Raw genomic sequence first — 17,330 nt, forward strand, 5'->3', positions numbered from 1 at the left:
GGGAGTGGCGTGCCGGGTGCCGCATCCTCACCCAGGCCTTGCTCGGCGGGGGCGGGGTTCAGGGGTTGCTCCGGCTCTCCATCGAGGAGGCGTCGCAGGAGTCGGCCGTCTTCATGGATGGCGTACTTCGCGCCGGAGTGCAGGGCGGCGACTTGCCGGTCACAGGCGGCGGGGTCTTCTTCGATGCGAATGAAGATGACGCTCTGCTCACGGAGGATCCGGTAGCGGTGCGACTCCGGTCTGTCCCAACAGGGCGTCGATGGTGTGGGATGCGGAAGGAAGTCCGTGGTCGCGATGGAGAGTGCGCGCAGGACAGCGCCGTCCAGTTCGTACGGCCTGCCCGCATCTACCACGGCTTCCACCGCGCCCCCATCGAAGAAGGAGGGGAAGGCGAGCGAAGGCTCCTGCTCCATCAGCGCTGGCCGATGGGCCTTCATGCAGCCGCAAAGCATCAGGCCCAACACGAGGAAGAGGGAGCGCGAGCGCATGAGGGTGGCCGTCCTACTGGCGTTGGATGCGGTAGTTCGTGTCATCGAGCCAGCGGAGCGTGGCGATCTGCTGGCTCTTCCATCGTCCCTTGTCCCGAGGAACCCACCGGATGATCTGTCCGGTGCTGGGAACGTACTGGAAGAACCCATCACACGTGGGCTGCGTGGCGTCGTGGCCGGTGGAGAAGAACGCGATGATGGAAAGCGGAACGGCGCCCATCCGTGTGTTCACGGTCAGGCCATGGACATCCGCCATGGCGACGGCGAAACGGATGTCGAAGTCGGAGAGTTCGTTCTCGAAGGGATGGTTGTGGAGGATGAAGACGTAGCCCAGGCTCTCTGGTGGATGACGCGAATCCTTCACGACTGGCGGAAGCGCGCAGCTCCTCTTGCGTGAATCATCCTGCACCGCGCTGGTGGCCAGCATGCTCAATTCGAACTGCTGATCAGGTGTGTAATAGATCCAGGCGCAGTACTCCTTCGACAGCCGCCAACGGAGTGGAAACTCCTGGTCGCTCGGACGGCCCGCGGTGGCCTGGGGCTGCTTCAAGATCAGCGGACAGGCCGCCATCAACGCATCGGAGTAGGAGGCATAGGGCCCATGTCCGGGCAGAGGACCTGGAATGGTCTCCAGGCGCTCACCGGGCGCGGGTTGGACGACGCCGGGTGGGGGCCGGGATGCTGAGCACCCCAGCCCCAATACCAGACAGCCCAGAAGAACTCTCTGCGACGAGGACTTCATGGTTTGGCAACTGGGGGCACGCTGGATATGAACAGCCGCTTCATCCAGTCCACGAAGCGCTGGGCGAGTTCGTGGTCCGCTTGGAGGTAGTGCTTGGACAGGGCTTGCCCCAGCGGGGTGCCGGGCTCATCCTGCCAGGCCAACCAGGTATGGATGGCGGCCTTGGAGCGATAGGAGGGTTTGAAGCGGCGCTCGGGAAGGATGTCCAGGGCCGCGAAGGCTGCGGGCAGGAGCGCATCCCCCTGCTGGATGATCCGCTGGAGGAAGTCCTCCAGGATTCCGGTGAGCTGGTTGTCGGGCATCATCCAGATTCCAATGCGCGGCAGGGGTCCTTGCGCGGGAATCACGATGCCGGCTGCTTCGGGATGCTCTGGTAGTTGGGTGTATCCGGAGTGCACCAGTGCATCGCGCAGAGATTGCCACCGATGGGCAGGGTCCTCATCCGCGTCGACCACGACCCCAATTGCCTTCACACCAGGAACGCGTGGGCGGACCTTCAAGTCATCCCGGAGTCGCTCGTAACCATCCTTGGCATCGACATCGAAGAGCTGCTTGTTGTCCAGCTTGTGGTGGTTACAGAGTCGGTAGATGACTTCGCGGTCGTCCGCCCCTTCTACCAGCAGGACCTGCTCGGGCTTGGCTGGCATCAGCGGACCTCGATGGATTCCCGGGTGATGATCTCCAGGTCGCGCTCGTTGAAGACGGCGGCTTTGATGTCGCCATCCACCTGGGTAAGGCTGATCAGCATGCCGTCCTCTGGATGCGAAGACGCTGCCTTCTGGAAGGCCGTGATGCAGTCCCAGCTGTGCGTGGTGGCGAAGACCTGCACTCCCAGCTGACTGGCGGCTTCGAAGATGAAGCGCCAGAGCTGTTCCTGGGCTGCGTAATGGACGCCGTTTTCGACTTCGTCGATGAGGAAGAGTCCATCCTTGGCACTCACCAGCCCCAGCGCGAGCTCGAAGACGCGGTTCATCCCATCGCCCATGCTGTGCAGGGGTTCGGGACTGGAGTGCCCTTGTCGAGAGATGAGCGCGTAACGGACGCCCTGTTGCCGGGGGTCCTCAACGAGAGAAATGCGTTCGATGTCCGGCGCGATGATGCGCAGCGCCTGGAGCGTGGATTGCTCATTCGCGGTGAGGACGATGCTGTCCCAGAGCGCCCCGATGCTTGCTCTGTCGATACCTCGCGCTGGCAAGAGCTCGCACGTCAGGGAGCTCCCTGCCTCAGGAATCCGGCCCGTCAGCATGTCCACGAAATCAGAGGAATTGATGTCAGTGAGCGAGCGCAGCAAGGCGAATTGAATGGGAACGGTTCCTCGGCTGACCCGCAGAACTGCACTTCTATTCTGGAAGATGTCCGGGAGTTCTTCATCCGTGGCGTAGAACACGCCATCGAATGGCAGGAGCGAGATGCTGGCATTGCTTAGCAGATGCCCCGATTGAATCCGCAACGGCGCTTCCTCTTCGACGGAGCCCAGCTGGATGGCGGATGTCCGGCCGTGATGCGCCGACTGGAAGAACATCCGGTCGATGTCGATTTGAGGGGACGTCTTCTCTCGCGGAGCGCCACGGCGGATTTCCTGCCGACGCTCCAAGAGGTCTCGGATTTCCCAGGGGGCAGCAGCTCCCGCCGCGTAAACCTTGAGCGCTTCCAGAGCAGTGGTCTTCCCTACGTTGTTCTTGCCGACGAGCAGGTTGACGCGGCCCAGCCGGGGAATCTGGAGGTCCCTGAACGCTCTGAACCCCTGGATGCGGAAGGAGGGCAAGAGGGGAGCGGGAGGCATGGCGTCTGTATCCTGGTGCCGGCTATCGCCGACGGTAAACCTCGGGTGGGACCCGGGGCGGCGCTTCGCTTCGCAACATCCCCAGAACCCCCCGGCCGCGCAACTTCCGCGATGCGCGGCCGGGAAGCCCTCAGTTCCTCACGGCCGCCGCTTCAGCCACGCGGACACTTCCGGGGCCACGCGCTCGCGCAGCGCCACGTCCTGCGTCAGCCGCTCCAGCGTCTGCGCCGTGGCCTGCTGCGCCTCCGGGACCGGGTTCGCCTGGAGCAGGGCCTTCACCTGCTCCAGGTGATCGCGCGTGCGCAAGAGGCCCAGGCCTTCCACCACCCGGCGCAGCAGCATGGGCGCCGCGCCCGTGCGCGCGACCAGGTCCTTCCAGCGCGCCTGCAGCTGCTGCCACCACGCGTCGCGCCCGGTGCGGTTGCCCAACAGGCCCGTCGCGAAGCTCGCCACGTCCTGCGTCTTCACCGTCTCCGAGAACAACAGCGCCTGCGCCCGCTCCGTCAGCTTCGGATCCTCGAAGGAGGTGAGCGCCATCAGGTAGCGACGCTGCGTCGCCGGATCCGGCTCCGTCGGCATCCGCTTGAGCAGCTCGTCGAACAGCGCCGCGTCCCCCGCCCGCGCCACCATGCCCACCGCCGTGTCCAGCAGGTTGGCGTCCAGCGCCGTCTTGTCCCCCTGGAGCATCCTCGCCACCAGCGGCCGGGCCTCCGCCAGCGTCTCCGGGCTGCGCGCCAGCCCACCCACCGCGCGCACCAGCGCCGCCCGGCGCAGCCGCACCCGGTCCTCTTCTCCCTTCAAGGACTGCCAGCCCAGCTTCTTCAGCCCGCCGCCGAGCAGCGACTCCACCCACCGGCGGAAGCGCTCCTGGTCCTCGCCCTCCGTCAGCCGGTTCTCGATGTACCCGAGCCGCCCGACGAGCTCGTCCAGCACCGCCTCGTCCTCCTCGTCGCCGAAGCGCCCCGCCAGGTCCAGCAGATCCGCCACCGGCGCCTGCCCCGCGCGCACCAGCGCCCAGGTGTCCGCCAGGAGCGAGATGCGCTCCGACGGCGCCAGCGTCCCCAGGTTCGCCGCCAGCCTGTCCAGCGCCGGCTTCTCGTACGCCACCCGGTAGAAGCCCGTGGAGCCGCCGTTGGCGCACAGCCACTTCACCTCGCCCGTGCCGTCCAGCGTCACCGTCGTGCGCGCGTCGCGGAACAGCACGCGCTGCTCACGCACCCCGGCGCCGTCCTCGAAGCGCAGCACCATGGGCACCGGCCACGTCTCCGGGCTCTTCACCCCCGGCTCCGAATAGAAGCGCCGCTGCGTCAGCTCCACCTTGCGCCCCTCCACCTTCACCGACACCAGCGGGAAGCCGCTCTGGCCAATCCACGCCGTGGCCAGCTCCGACACTGGCTGCTTCGCCGCCTCGCCGAGCGCGTTCCACAGGTCGTCCTTCACCGCATTCGCACGCGCGTGCTTGCGCATGTACAGCCGGATGCCTTCGCGGAAGGGTCCCTCGCCCAGGAACCCCTCAATCATCCGCAGCACCGCGCCGCCCTTCTCATACGTAATCGCGTCGAAGCTCTCACCCGCCTCGCCCGCGTTGCGCACCTCACCGTGGATGGGGTGCGTGGACTTGAGCGCGTCCAGCGCCAGGGCGCTCGCCCGGTGCGCGTCGAAGTCCAGCCACATGCGCCATTCCGGCCGCCACTGGTCCACAATCTTGAACGCCATCCACGTCGCGAACGCCTCGTTGAGCCAGAGGTCGTCCCACCACACCATCGTCACCCAGTTGCCGAACCACTGGTGCGCCAGCTCGTGCGTCACCACCTCCGCCACCCGCTTCTGCACCGACAGGGGCGCGGTGGCCGGATCCAACAGCAGCGCCACCTCCCGGTAGGTGATGAGGCCGGCGTTCTCCATCGCGCCCGCCTCGAAGTCCGGGATGCCCACCTGGTCCACCTTGCCAAAGGCATACGGCAGCCCGAAGTACTCCTGCAGCCGGGGCAATACTTGAAGGGCCGCGTCCTGACCGAACTTCGCCAGGTGCGCCTTCTCCTTCAGCGCCCAGGTGCGCACCGCCACGCCTTCGGCCTTCTCCTCGGGCGTGCCGACGAGCGGGCCCACCACCAGCGCGATGAGGTAGCTGCTGAGCAGCTCTGTCTCCTGGAACGTCACCTTGCGCAGCGCACCGTCCGCCTCGTCCTTCACCACCTTGCCGTTGCCCAGCACCGTGTGGCCCGGGGGCACGCGCACCGTGAGCGCCCAGTGGGCCTTGAAGGCGGGCTCGTCGAAGCAGGGGAACAGGCGCCGGGCGTCCGCGGCCTCGAACTGCGTCGCGGCCACCGCACCCGCCGCGTACAGGCCGCGCAACCCGTCGGAGAAGTGCCCCGTCCACAGCACGTCCAGCGTGGCGGCGCCCACGGGCAGGGGCGCATCGAAGGTGAACACCACCGTCTCGCTCACCGGCATCACGCGCGCGGACGCGGGCTTGCGCGTGTCATTGCCAGAGCGGAAGGTGACCTCGCCCAGCTCCAGTGCGTTGGCGTGGAGGATGATCTCCGTCGTGGGCTGGGACAGCTCCAGCTCCACGCGCTCTTCGCCCGTGAACGCGCGGCCCTCCAGGTCCAGGGTCACCGTCGCCGTGTAGCGGCGCGGACGGAGGGTGGTGGGCAGGCGGAAGTTCTTGTCGTCGGTGGGATGCGCCATAGGGGCGCGAATCTAGCGCCGGCCGCGCCTTGTGCTCGTGCTCCATTTCCCAGTGTCCGCCGCTTCACGGCGATCCGGCCCGGGCGCCGGGGGCAGGAGCTGCCGGAAGAGGCTCGACTCCCGCTGGAAGAATCCCACCGCGTCCACCCGGGGCCGCAGCGTGGCCGGTGCCCGGAGCGGCACCTCCGTGACGGCGTCGCTCTGGCGGTAGAGCCGCTGCTCGGCCGGGGACAGCCGCGGGTCGCAGGCGAAGCGCACCGGGGGAAGTCCATCCCCGCCCTCGGGGGAAGGCCGTACATCGGCCCCGGTGCACCTCCACCGGGCGACATGCTCGTTGGCCGGCGAGCACCCTGGAGGGGGGCCGGGTGGCCTTGCCGGGGGGCGCTCGCGCAGACTGCGCGGATGGTCTCCCGTCTGTTCCACGTGGTCCTGTTGGCGCTGGTCACCGTGCTGGGGTTGTCCTTCGCGAACGCGATCTCCGGCGTCACCGTCAGTGGGCTGGAGTGGCTGCTGGGGGCGCTGGCCTTCAAGCCGTTGTCCGTGGCGGAGTCCGGGGTGGTGCGGCGGCTGGCCGAGTGGGGCCTGCTCGCGCTGACCGGCGTGCTGTTGGGTGTGCTGCAGTCGCGCGTGCTGCGGATGGCGGGCCTCCAGGCCTCCGGGTGGGTGACGGCGACGGCGCTGGGCCTCGCGGTGGGGCTGGCCGGTTCACGGGCCCTGGCCATGAGCCTGGGGGTGCCGCAGGCGATGGCGCCCGTGGGCCTGGGCGTGGTGATGGGCCTGGCGCAGTGGTCCGTGCTGCGGCGCGAGGCCCATGGCGCGGTGGTGTGGGTGGCGGCCTGCACGGTGGGCTATGGACTGGCCGGGCCGGCGGCGGCCTGGGGCGAGCGCACCCGGCGGATGGCCATGGCGACGCACCAGCTCTGGCAACTGCCCTCCATCTCCTGGACGGCGCAGGCCATCGCGGTGGTGTCGCTCGCGTTGTGCACGGCCATTGGCGCCGCGTTCATCCTCGCGAGCCGGCGCACGCAGGTGCTGCCGGGCCCGCGCTCGCGGATGCCGGGGGCCGTGGCGCAGTGGGCGGTGCTGGGGGTGGTCCTGCCCCTGCTGTTCACGATGGAGGCCCGGGCGAAGTCGGCGGCGGTGCGCTCCAGGTTTCATGAGACGAACAGGCCCAGCCGGATCGTGGAGGTCCCGAGGCCGGCCCCGACTTCGACGGGGATCCGCCCGGGATGCGCCAGCCGTGGCTGCGGGCCGGACATGGCCTTCGATGATGATGACCACGACAGGATGCAGCGCCGGCTCGACCGCGTCACCCAGATCGACCCGGACGACGCCACCTCGGACCTGATGGTTCCGGACGACGCGGAGGCGCTCGGGGCGCCAGACGATGCCTACGGCGACCCGCCGCCGAGGGGAGCGCGGCCGTCCACCCCCGTCGTCCATGACGAGCATCTGTACATCCTGTCCTCCCCGGGGACGCTCAAGGTGCGCGGTTCGGCCCGGTGGAACAACGCCGCATCGGAACCTTCCGAGCCGCTTCCGCCAGCGACGCACTGAACGGCTGCCGGAGCGCGTCGCCGGGGGAAGGGTGCGCCGTTGCCGTGGGTGGGAACTTCCTTGCCCACCGCATGAAGGCGCTGCGGGGGCCGCCCGTCTGGAGGTGGACACGTGGGGCCCCGTGTGGGCCGGGCACGCCCATTGCTCTATCGCGAGCGCATGGGACGAGGCGTGTGGGTGGGCGCGTTGGTGAGCGCGCTGGTGTGGGGGGGCGCGGCCGAGGCCGCGAACAAGGCGACGGCGACGAAGCGGGCCACGCCGGTGGTGCTGGCGGACCGGGCGCTGTGGCGGGCGAAGTCCTGGGTGGGGCTGACGACGCTGGCGTCGGTGAATCCGACGATGAACGACGACTGCTCGGGGATGGCGCGGCTGGCCTTCCAGCAGCGGCGGTTGGACCTGCTGCCGGACGACGTGATGCCGCAGGAGAACGGCGTCACCGCGATCCACCGCAAGGCGCAGGCGCTGGGCATGCTCACGGACGCGCCGACGCCGGGGGCGCTGGTGTTCTTCAAGGAGACGTTCGACCGCAACCGCGATGGGCTCATCAACGATGGGCTCACGCACATCGGCATCGTGGAGCGGGTGGGCGCGGACGGCACGGTGACGTTCGTGCACAAGTCCGGTGGGTTGGTGAAGCGCTCGCGCTTCAACCTCCAGCAGCCGGAAGCGCGCCGGGATGAGAAGGGCCGCGTGGTCAATGACTGGCTGCGCCGCAAGGGGAAGAAGACGCGCGGCTATCTGGCCGGAGAGCTGGTGGCGGGCTTCGCCGCCGTGGACGAGCGCTGGCGCTCGCCCGAGCCGCAGCGGCTGGCCTCCGCCCAGCTCGTGAAGGGTGACGCGACGGGCGCCCGGCGCTAGACACGGCTGGCGATGTCCAAGGTCGAAGCCGAAGGTCCTTCCGAAGCCCCGAACTCCGAGCCCGGCTCGGAGTCCTCCGCCGCGTCCACGGGGTCCGCTGTCTCTGGCGCGACGCCCGCATCCAGCGCTGGGCCTGTGTCCTCTCCGCCATCGCCGCCGGAAGTCCCGCCCGCGCCGTCACGGCGGCGGCGGTGGGGACGTTGGGCATTGGGAGGGCTGCTGCTCGTGGCGCTGGTCGTCATCGCGCACGCGTACGTCACGCTGCCGGATGCGCGGCCGCTGGCGAAGGAGAACCCGAAGACGACGGCGCTGATGGAGCAGCGGGCGGAAGAGGCGCGCGAGGCCGGACGCAAGCCTCGCCGGCGTCAGCAGTGGGTGCCCCTGTCCGCCATCTCCAAGCCTGCGGTGGACGCGGTGCTCCTCTCCGAGGACGCGAGCTTCTACCTGCACGACGGCGTGGACACGGTGGAGCTGGCGCGCGCGGTGGGGCAGGCGGTGGAGGAGGGGAAGCTGGGCCGGGGCGCGTCCACGCTGACGCAGCAGTTGGCGAAGAACCTCTGGCTGTCCACGGACCGCAGCCTGTTGCGCAAGGCGAAGGAGCTGATGCTGGCCCACCGGCTGGAGGAGGCGCTCACCAAACAGCGCATCCTCACGCTGTACCTCAACGTCGTGGAGTGGGGGAACGGCGTGTATGGCATTGAAGCCGGGGCGCGGGAGCACTTCGGCGTGTCCGCGTCCCAGCTCACCGTGGCCCAGGGCGCGGTGCTCGCCTCGATGTTGCCGTCTCCGCGCAAGCGCTCACCGTCGAGCGGTTCGAGCGCGCTGTTGAAGCACTCGCACCGCGTGGTGCATGCGCTCAAGGTCTACCGCCGCATCAGCGCGGACCAGGAGGAGGCCGCGCACAAGGAGGTGGACCGGTTGCTCGGCCGCGCATCCGAGGACACCGGTGGCGGGGACGACGCGGAAGAGGACGCTCCCTAACGGACAGCGCTGGTGGCCCTCAGGTCCCGGCCTGCTCCAGCGTCCAGCGCGCCAGTTCATCCTTCCGCGCGAACCAGACTCCGGGCTGGCGCTGGGCGTAGCGGATGAACTCCTCCAGCATCTTCACGCGCCCTGGCCTGCCGGAGATGCGGTCGTGCATGCTCACGGACATCATCCGGCGGCGCCCACCCGCTTCGGCATACAGCGCGTCGAACTCGTTCTTGAGCTCGCTGGCGAACTGCTCGGCGGTGTAGTTGCGCGACTCGAAGTTGATGATGTCGTTCATGCCCAGCGTGTAGGGCACCACCGCGAAGGGCTTGCCCCGCACGTCCACGACGAAGGGCTCGTCCCGGCTTACGTCGTCAATGTGATACAGGAAGCCCAGGTCCTGGAGTATCTCCAGCGTCCGGGGCGTGCCCCGCATCCAGAAGGCATTGAAGCCCACCGGCGTCCGCCCCGTGGCGCGCTGGATGGCGCGCACGTTGGCCTCGTAGGAGGCGCGCTCCTCCTCGGGTGTCATGGAGAACTGCGGCGTCCACGTCTGGCCATGCGCGGCGGCCTCGTGCCCCCGCTCCACGATCTCCTTCGCCAGCGCGGGGGTGCGCTCCACCGCCTGCCCCACCATGTGCGAAGTCACCCGGATGCCCCGCCGCGCGAACATCTCCAGCAGGCGCGGGATGCCCTCCTTCACGCCGTACTCGTACCAGGTGGCCGCGGGCAGGTCGGGGTACTTCGGGTCGATGGGCGGGAACGGACTGCTCGCGCCGCGCTCGGGCTGTGCGCCGGATTCAAACTGGAGCGACAGGGAGATGGCCAGCCGTGCCCCATCGGGCCAGAAGCCCTTCTTCGTGGAGGCGGTCTGCTCCTTCTTGCCGCGCGTGGGAACCTCCGGCGCGCCAGCGCTCGCGGTGCGGGACATGGCGAGCGCGCCAGTGGCCATGGCGCTCTGTGAGAGGAATTGGCGTCGGGTGCTCATGGAAGGCTCCAGGGAAGGGGATGGGATTCAGGACACCGGATGGGACGTGGCGACCGGGGCGGGCAGGCGCAGCCGGTCCAGGGACAGCCGGTTGAAGCGGGCGGTGCCCAGCAGCGCGGCGTAGAAGCCGACGTAGAGCATCTGCACGCTCAGCGTCTCCCACTCGCCTCGCAGCGCCGTCCCGAACACGAGCGCCATCATCAGGAGCCCTCCGGCGGCGAGCACGGGGCGCGTCAGCAGGCCGACCAGGAGCAGCGCACCCACCAGCGTCTCCGCGAAGGGCAGCACGAGCGCGAAGGGGCGCACCAGCGCGGTGGGCATCAGGGAGCCCGCGAAGGCCTTGACCAGGCTGTCGGCGAAGGCCCCGGGGCCGCCCACCAGTCGGAGGACTCCGTGCAGCAGGATATTGAGGCCCAGGGTGACGCGCAGCAGGGCGTAACCGGCCTCGCCGTCGGTGAGGCCGAACAGGTGGGGCGTTTCGGTGGGAAGCGTTCGCATGGGTTCTCCTCCGGGAAGACGCGGTGGGCGTCCCGAGGCCCTTCTCTTGCGCCCCGACGCCCGGATTGGGAACGTGGCCCCGAGGAACGACGCCTGTGCCCCAGCGGAAAAGAACGACGCCCCTGCTGTTCGACGAGGTGATGCCCCTGCACGCCTTCGTGCGCGCCGTGGAGGACGGAGGCTTCTCCGCGGCCGCCCGCCGACTGGGCCTCACGCCGTCCGCGGTGAGCAAGCAGGTGGCCCACCTGGAGGCCCGCCTGGGGGCCCGCCTGCTGCGGCGGACCACGCACCACGTGAGCCTCACGGAGGCAGGCAGCCTCTTCTACGAGCACTGCCGCCGGGTGCTCTCGGAGCTGGAGGATGCCGCGCTGTCGGTGACGGCTCTGGACGAGCGGCCCCGGGGGCTGCTGCGCATCGCCGTGCCCGCCGTGCTGGGCGAAGTCCAGGTGGCCGCGATGGCCGCCGCGTTCCAGGCCGCCCACCCCGACGTGCAGGTGGACCTGGATGCCAGTGACCGGCTGGTGGACCTGGTGGAGGAAGGGTTCGACGTGGCGATCCGCATCGCGGATGAGCTGAAGGACAGCACGCTGGTGGTGCGGCGCCTGGCTCCCGAACAGCGGATCCTCTGCGCGAGCCCCGCGTACCTCCAGCGGCGCGGGACGCCGCGCACCCCGGACGACCTGATGGCGCAGGACTGCCTGGTCTTCAAGCGCGGCCAGGCCCCCATGGAATGGCAGCTCGAAGGCCCGGGCGGTCGTCGTGGCCTGCGCGTGTCCGGGCCCTTCCAGGCCAACAACAACCTCATCCTGCGGCAGGCCGCCCTCCAGGGACGGGGCATCGCCAACCTGCCCGTGTATCTGGTGCAGGACGACCTGCGCGCGGGCTCGCTGGTGTCCCTGCTCCCGGACGCCCCGGTGGTCGGGCGCGGCATCTTCCTGGTCTATCCCCACCGCCGGCTCATCCCCGCGAAGGTGCGCGCCTTCGCGGAGTTCTGCCTCCAGGCCTTCGAACGACTGCGCTGAGCCGCGCGACAACCACCGCTTCAACGCCCCCACGGGAGGGCCGTCCCGTGGAGGCGCTGAAGCGTTCCTGCAACCCACCCCCCCCCGGCGCACGACTCCGGAAGTCGGGGACGTCCTTCCAACAGTGCGTTTCCGCGGCCTGATTGGATCCTTCCGGGGGCGCGAATCACGCAGGGACAGGCCGCCTCGCACACCGCGTCCGGGCGGCTGTCAGCCGGCTCGCCAGCAGGCTCGGAGAAGGCTTTGTCTGGCGGTGGGGCCGGGCGGGACGTAGCTTGAACGCAAACGACATGGCCGCTTCCCCTCCACCCTCCGCCCAGGGCGCGGAGGACGAACGCGAACGGGTGCTGGCGCTCCTGCGCCAACACGGCTGGAACGCGACGTCCTTCCAGGTGCTGCAACCGGGCTTCCGCTACTGGTTCGCGCCAGGGGGAGACGGGTGCGTGGCGTACGTGGACACGGGCGGCGCGTGGGTGGCGGGAGGTGGCCCCATCGCCGCGCCGGAGCGGGTGCGGGACCTGGTGGAGGGCTTCCATCAGGCGGCCCGGAGCGCGGGCCGGCGCGTGGGCTTCTTCGCCACCGAAGCGCGCTTCTCCCAGCTCGTCCCGTTCCACGAGCTGCCCATCGGCGAGCAGCCGGTATGGGACCCGGCGAACTGGGAGACGGTGGTGCGCGGCAGCCGCAGCCTGCGCGAACAACTGCGCCGCGCCCGGGCCCACGCCGTCCGCGTGCGCGAGGTGCCCGCGGAGGTGATGGAGACGCCGGGCCATCCGCTGCGCGAAGCCGTGGAGGTGTTGGCCGAGCACTGGCTTGCGTCCCGGCGGATGGCGACCATGGGCTTCCTGGTGGGGCTGGCCCCGGACGCCTTCGCCCGCGAGCGCCGGGCCTTCGTCGCGGAGGTGGAGGGCCGCGTGGTGGGCTTCCTGTCCGTGACGCCCGTGTTCGCGCGCGACGGCTGGTTCCTCCAGGACCTGCTGCGCGAACCCTCCGCGCCCAACGGCACCGCGGAGACCCTGGTGGATGCCGCGATGCGCGCCGCCGCGGCGAACGGCCGCCGGTATGTGACGCTGGGGCTGGCGCCGCTTTCGGGGCCGGTGCGCCCGTGGCTGCGATTCGCGCGCACCGCCGGTCGGCCCCTGTTCGACTTCGAGGGCCTGCGCGCCTTCAAGGCCAAGTTCCGCCCCGACGCGTGGGTGCCCCTCTTCCTCTCCCATCCGGCGGACGAACCCGCCCCCTGGGCCGTCTACGACGCGCTTCGAGCCTTCGCGCGGGGCAGCCTGGTGAAGTTCGGGCTCCTCACGCTGCTGCGAAGGCCGCGCTTCTTCGTGCGCACGCTGACCGCGCTGCTGGTGCCGTGGACGTTGCTGCTCGCGCTGCCGGTGAGCACACGGTGGTTCCCCTCGCCCTGGGTGCAGGGCGGCTGGGTGTTGTTCGACGCGGGGCTGGTCGCGGGCCTGCTGCTCCTGATGCGCCGCTGGCGGGATGGACTGGCCACGCTCCTCGGCCGGCTCACGACCGCGGATGCCTGTCTGACATTGGTGCAGGCCGTCACCTTCAACGCGGTCCGGGCCCGGGGGCCTTGGGACTGGTGCATCATCGTCGCGTCGGTGCTCGCCCCGGCCACCGCGTCCGCGATGCTGCTGCGCTCGCGCGACCTGCGCGTCCCCGAACCGTAGCGCCATGCGCGACGCGGCGCGGTGACAGCCCGTAGGGCGATGACATGGCCGGAGGCGCGGGTGCTAGATGCTCGCAATCCCTCTCAGCAGTGTGTCCCCTGGCCTCTTCTCCTTCGAAGTGCGTGCTGTCCTCCCTGGGTACGGACGCATCAGGAGATTGTCGGGGGCACGAATGCCCTCATCACGGACTTCCCCTGGATGGTGTCGTTGCAGGACGCGGGCGGTACGGCCTTCTGCGGGGGCGCCATCCTCGACGCCAGCTCCATCGTCACCGCGCAGAACTGCCCCCTGGCCACGCGCTCGGACGAGACGGCGGGCTTCCTCGCGCCGGGCGTCACCGCCACCGTGACGGGCTGGGGCCTGACGGCGTTGAGTGGTCCCAACCCGCTGCCGGACACCCTGCGCAAGGTGGGTCTGCCCATCGTCTCCAACTTCGCCGCCATCCCCGTGTTCGGGCCCATCACCGCGGATCAGCTCGCCACGGGGACCGGTTCCATGGGCGGTCCGGACACCTGCCACGGTGACAACGGAGGGCCGGTGGTCGTCAACGGCGCATCCGGGAAGATCCTCGCGGGCGTGGTGAGCTGGGGTTCGAACGGTTGTGGACGGCCCAACACCCCGCGCATGCATGCCCGCATCTCTTCATTCCAGACATGGCTCACCGACGTCGCGGGTCGGACCTCCAGCTCGCTCCTGCCCCAGACGGGGGTGGCCGGCCTGACGGGCACGTGGACCCACTTCACCGCCACCATGCCGGTGGGCGCCGCGTCCCTCAACGTGGCGCTGGGCGATGGCACGGGCAACGGCGACCTCTATGTCCACACCGCGACGCCCACCTCCACCCCGTACACCTGCGCCTCGACGGGCACCGGTGGCAACGCGGAGTACTGCTCCCTTCCCAGCCTCGCCGCCGGCACCTGGTACGTCTGCGTGCTGGGCACCGCCGACTACGCGGGCGCGAACCTGCGCGTGACGGTCTATTGGTTCCACGGACGCGTCAGGAACACGCCCTGACGTGTCACGGGCCGCGTGGGCGGGCTCGCATCCCACGCTGGCACTGGGAGCCTGCGAGGCATGTCCCCTGCAATGCCTGCCTCGAACCTTCTGCTCGTGGAGTGTGTCCCCGTGGCCTCCTTGCCCTTGATGTCCCGCACGAAGTCTTCGCACCGCATCCACGCGGTCCTGTCCCTGGGCGCGATGGGCGCCGCGTTGATGGGAGGCTGCGGTCCGCAGGACCTGCCGGTGGACGGGGCGGAAGTGGGGGAGGCGGCGCAAGAGATTGTCGGTGGCACCACCACGGCCATCACGAACGCTCCCTGGCAGGTCTCCTTGCGGACCGCCAGCGGCGCGCACTTCTGTGGCGGTGCCATCCTGGGCCAATGGTACGTCCTCACCGCGCAGCACTGCGTCGCCGGCAGGAACCCCGCGACCGTGAGCCTTGGCGCGGGCAGCGCGACCCGCAGCTTGATGACCTCCACGGGGCAGGTCGTGCAGGTGGCCGACTTCCTGCTGCACCCGGGCTACATTCCGAGCACGCTCGACATGGATGTGGCGCTCGTACGGCTCGCCTCTCCGCTGACCCTGAACGCCACCACGGTGAAGGGCATCACCATGGCCACGGCGGCGGATGTGACGGCCGGACGCACCAATGTGGGCGTCATCGCCACCGCGACGGGCTGGGGAGGTCTGGTCCCGTTCGGCGCGCCCCAGGACGACCTGCGGACCGTGGACCTGCCCATCAGCGCGTACACGAACGCCGCGCCTCCGCTGACCGCCTCCATGATCGCCGCGGGTGGCGTCGCGGGACAGAGCATCTGCCATGGGGACAGTGGTGGCCCGCTGGTCGTCAACGGCGCGTCGGGGAAGCTCCTCGCGGGACTCACGAGCTGGACCGCGGGCTGCGGACAGGCCAACCATCCGAGCGTCTTCGCCCGCGTCTCGGCCATCGAGCCGTGGGTGACGAACATCCGCAGCCGACCCGTCACCCCGCGCCTGTCCGAAGTCCTGTCGGTCCCCACCGCGGGCCAGTGGCTCCATCGCTCCTTCACCGTCGCTGCGGGGACCCCGTCCCTCAATGTCCGGCTGAGCGGCGGCACCGGCGACGCCAACCTCTACGTCCACACCGCGGCGCCCCCGACGAGCACCTTCGTCTGCACGTCGACCGACGGCGGCACCGCGGAGTACTGCTCCATTCCCAGCCCCGCCGCCGGCACCTGGTACGTCTCCGTGCACAACCCCACGTCCATCGCGAACGTGACCCTGCGCGCGACGACCTATTAGGCCGCGAGGCTACTTCGCGCGCTTGAGCGGCACCTGGAGGTCCGCCGGCATGTGCGTGGCGTCGGCGTTGCAGCCTCCGGTGGCCGGTCGGGCTCCGAAGAACAGCTCATCCCCCGTGACCTTCACGACGTCCTGCTCCCAGGGGCAGGTGTTGAAGGAGAAGATCACCGAACACCCATTGGTGCCCGTGACATCCTGCTCCTTGCCCACCGTCCACTTCTGCGTGCCACACGTCCCGGGGGGCGCGCTGTTGAGGTACTGCGCGAAGCCCTCCGCCATGGGCGTGATCTTCAGCGTGGAGAAGAGGAAGTGGGCAGGAGACGCGCCCTGGGTCGCGCCCGCCTTGTCGATGGCCGGGGAGCGCACGGCATAGGGGCCGGTGATGACCACGCGGGACATCTTCTTCGCCTCGTCACACGTGCCGTCCACGTAGAAGGTGATGACCGCCTTGGAGTCCGTCTTGGAATAGGTGAAGTCGCGCTTCACGTAATACTTCTGGTCACCCGCGCCCGGGCGGGCCTCGCACTGCGTGGACTTCCAGTGCCCCACGATGCTGGGCGGTTCGGCGGCGAGCGCCTGGGTGGCGAGGCACAGCGTGGCGATGGCGGCGAGGGAGAGGTTCTTCATGGCGGCTCCGGGTGCGGGTGACACGAGGAAAAGTAGCCCCGGGATGTGATTGAATGGACTGAAACGTCGTCACCTCCCGAATGAACAACCTTCACATCGATGTCCGCGACCTCAACCTCTTCGTCTTCCTGGACGCCGTCCTCACCGAGGGCAGCAATCGGGCCGCCGCGGCCCGGCTGGGGGTGAGTCAGTCGGCGGTGAGCCACGCGCTGGCCCGGCTCCGCCACCGGCTGGGCGACCCGCTGGTCGTCCCCAGTGGCGGGCGCATGGTGCCCACGCCGCTGGCGGAGTCGCTGGCGCCCGTGTTGCGCGCGGCGCTGGAGCAGCTTCGCGGGGCGCTGCACGGTGCGCGCAAGTTCGACCCGGCCACGGCGCGGCGGACCTTCTGGCTGTCCTCGGCGGACCTCGCGGGCATGGTGGTGCTCCCACCGTTGATGCAGGAACTCACCCGCTTAGCCGCCTCGGGTGTGTCCGTGCGCGTGCGCGGGCCCGGGGAGGGCCTGGAGGACGCGCTCGAACGGGGCAGCCTGGACCTGGCGCTCGGAATCTTCGGGAACATGCCCTCCGCCTTCCGCGTCCAGGCGCTCTTCCAGGAGCGCTTCGTCTGCCTCGCCCGGGAGGGCCACCCCGTCACGAAGGGGCGGCTGACGCTCGGGCGCTATCTGGAACACGGGCACATCAGCGTGGCGCCCATGGGGGGCACGGGAAGTCTGGCGGACGAGGCCCTGGCCCGCCTGGGCAAGTCCCGTCAGGTCATGGTGGCGGTGCCGCACTTCTTCCTGGCCGTCTTCATGGTCGCCCGGACGGACCTGCTGCTGCTCGCCCCGGAGCGCATGGCGCTCCTGCTGGCGCCCGCGTTCCGGCTGAAGCTGCTGAGCCCTCCCCTGGAACTGGCGGGCTTCACCGTGAGCCAGCTCTGGCACGAGCGCATGCAACACGACCCGGCGCATGCCTGGCTGCGCAAGGCCGTCGCGGATGTGAGCCAGCGTTCAGCCTCCACGGAAAGATGAAGCCCAATCGGGACCCGACTCGCACGGTGGGTACGGAGGTTCGAATCCAAGACACTTCACGCGCCCCCGCGTCGGAGTGACATTGCCCGATTTGCCCCTCTTGCGTGAAATGAGAGGCATCCGGTCGCAGGTCGCGCGGAT

At 69.6% G+C, this 17,330-nt stretch carries 16 protein-coding genes and 1 pseudogene; 8 read left to right on the forward strand and 9 right to left on the reverse strand.

The window, feature by feature from the left end; translation table 11 throughout:
• The 6 genes and pseudogenes from D7Y13_RS14535 to D7Y13_RS14560 form a co-directional block, all read right to left on the reverse strand.
• A pseudogene (locus D7Y13_RS14535) lies at positions 1–488 on the reverse strand (hypothetical protein); the annotation flags it as partial.
• 13 nt (positions 489–501) lie between these two features.
• Positions 502–1,038 (reverse strand): hypothetical protein, encoded by a 537-nt coding sequence (locus tag D7Y13_RS14540; protein WP_233595371.1) that lies wholly within the window; start codon positions 1,036–1,038, stop codon positions 502–504.
• A 188-nt stretch (positions 1,039–1,226) separates the two neighbouring features.
• Positions 1,227–1,877: a DUF3226 domain-containing protein gene (locus D7Y13_RS14545; protein ID WP_120582821.1), complete on the reverse strand. Its 651-nt coding sequence runs from the start codon at positions 1,875–1,877 to the stop codon at positions 1,227–1,229.
• On the reverse strand, positions 1,877–3,013 hold the full coding sequence (locus tag D7Y13_RS14550; RefSeq protein WP_120582822.1) for an AAA family ATPase: 1,137 nt from the start codon (positions 3,011–3,013) through the stop codon (positions 1,877–1,879). Before D7Y13_RS14550 ends, D7Y13_RS14545 begins: the two co-directional genes overlap by 1 nt.
• Before the next feature lie 138 nt (positions 3,014–3,151).
• Positions 3,152–5,704, reverse strand: a complete 2,553-nt coding sequence (locus D7Y13_RS14555; RefSeq protein WP_120582823.1) for a M1 family metallopeptidase — start codon at positions 5,702–5,704, stop codon at positions 3,152–3,154.
• 12 nt (positions 5,705–5,716) lie between these two features.
• Positions 5,717–5,962 (reverse strand): hypothetical protein, encoded by a 246-nt coding sequence (locus D7Y13_RS14560; protein ID WP_120582824.1) that lies wholly within the window; start codon positions 5,960–5,962, stop codon positions 5,717–5,719.
• A gap of 144 nt (positions 5,963–6,106) precedes the next feature.
• Here D7Y13_RS14560 and D7Y13_RS45720 point away from each other — a divergent pair, with 144 nt between their 5' ends.
• From D7Y13_RS45720 to D7Y13_RS14575, 3 genes are all read left to right on the forward strand, one after another.
• Positions 6,107–7,261: a hypothetical protein gene (locus D7Y13_RS45720; protein ID WP_158620308.1), complete on the forward strand. Its 1,155-nt coding sequence runs from the start codon at positions 6,107–6,109 to the stop codon at positions 7,259–7,261.
• Between the two features lie 111 nt (positions 7,262–7,372).
• Positions 7,373–8,119 (forward strand): CHAP domain-containing protein, encoded by a 747-nt coding sequence (locus D7Y13_RS14570; RefSeq protein WP_147444233.1) that lies wholly within the window; start codon positions 7,373–7,375, stop codon positions 8,117–8,119.
• A gap of 207 nt (positions 8,120–8,326) precedes the next feature.
• Entirely contained in the window at positions 8,327–9,100 is a 774-nt protein-coding gene (locus D7Y13_RS14575) for a biosynthetic peptidoglycan transglycosylase (RefSeq protein WP_233595372.1), read from the forward strand.
• 19 nt (positions 9,101–9,119) lie between these two features.
• Here the strand turns inward: D7Y13_RS14575 and D7Y13_RS14580 are convergent, their stop codons facing one another.
• Complete coding sequence (locus tag D7Y13_RS14580; protein WP_120582825.1) at positions 9,120–10,076, reverse strand: polysaccharide deacetylase family protein; 957 nt, start codon at positions 10,074–10,076, stop codon at positions 9,120–9,122.
• A gap of 27 nt (positions 10,077–10,103) precedes the next feature.
• A complete protein-coding gene (locus D7Y13_RS14585) occupies positions 10,104–10,574 on the reverse strand; it encodes a DoxX family membrane protein (RefSeq protein ID WP_120532170.1) in 471 nt (156 codons plus the stop codon).
• Between the two features lie 95 nt (positions 10,575–10,669).
• On the opposite strand from D7Y13_RS14585, the gene D7Y13_RS14590 reads away from it, so the two are divergent.
• The 4 genes from D7Y13_RS14590 to D7Y13_RS14605 all read left to right on the forward strand — a co-directional run bounded on the left by D7Y13_RS14590 (position 10,670) and on the right by D7Y13_RS14605 (position 15,552).
• Complete coding sequence (locus D7Y13_RS14590) at positions 10,670–11,596, forward strand: LysR family transcriptional regulator (RefSeq protein ID WP_199732707.1); 927 nt, start codon at positions 10,670–10,672, stop codon at positions 11,594–11,596.
• Positions 11,597–11,886: 290 nt separating this feature from the next.
• The gene (locus D7Y13_RS14595; protein ID WP_120532169.1) at positions 11,887–13,272 is read left to right on the forward strand and encodes a bifunctional lysylphosphatidylglycerol flippase/synthetase MprF; all 1,386 of its coding nucleotides are present in this window, start codon (positions 11,887–11,889) and stop codon (positions 13,270–13,272) included.
• A 39-nt stretch (positions 13,273–13,311) separates the two neighbouring features.
• Entirely contained in the window at positions 13,312–14,286 is a 975-nt protein-coding gene (locus D7Y13_RS14600) for a trypsin-like serine protease (protein ID WP_120582826.1), read from the forward strand.
• Between the two features lie 111 nt (positions 14,287–14,397).
• Positions 14,398–15,552, forward strand: coding sequence for a trypsin-like serine protease (locus D7Y13_RS14605; RefSeq protein WP_158620310.1), 1,155 nt, complete (start codon positions 14,398–14,400; stop codon positions 15,550–15,552).
• Positions 15,553–15,561: 9 nt separating this feature from the next.
• Here D7Y13_RS14605 and D7Y13_RS14610 read toward each other — a convergent pair whose 3' ends face one another.
• Positions 15,562–16,179 (reverse strand): hypothetical protein, encoded by a 618-nt coding sequence (locus D7Y13_RS14610; protein WP_120582828.1) that lies wholly within the window; start codon positions 16,177–16,179, stop codon positions 15,562–15,564.
• A gap of 80 nt (positions 16,180–16,259) precedes the next feature.
• On the opposite strand from D7Y13_RS14610, the gene D7Y13_RS14615 reads away from it, so the two are divergent.
• Positions 16,260–17,189 carry a LysR family transcriptional regulator gene (locus tag D7Y13_RS14615; protein WP_120582829.1) on the forward strand — a complete coding sequence of 310 codons (930 nt, stop codon included), beginning with the start codon at positions 16,260–16,262 and terminating at the stop codon, positions 17,187–17,189.
• Positions 17,190–17,330 lie beyond the last annotated feature (141 nt).

Origin of the sequence: Corallococcus praedator (assembly GCF_003612125.1) — a bacterium.
GTDB lineage: Bacteria > Myxococcota > Myxococcia > Myxococcales > Myxococcaceae > Corallococcus > Corallococcus praedator.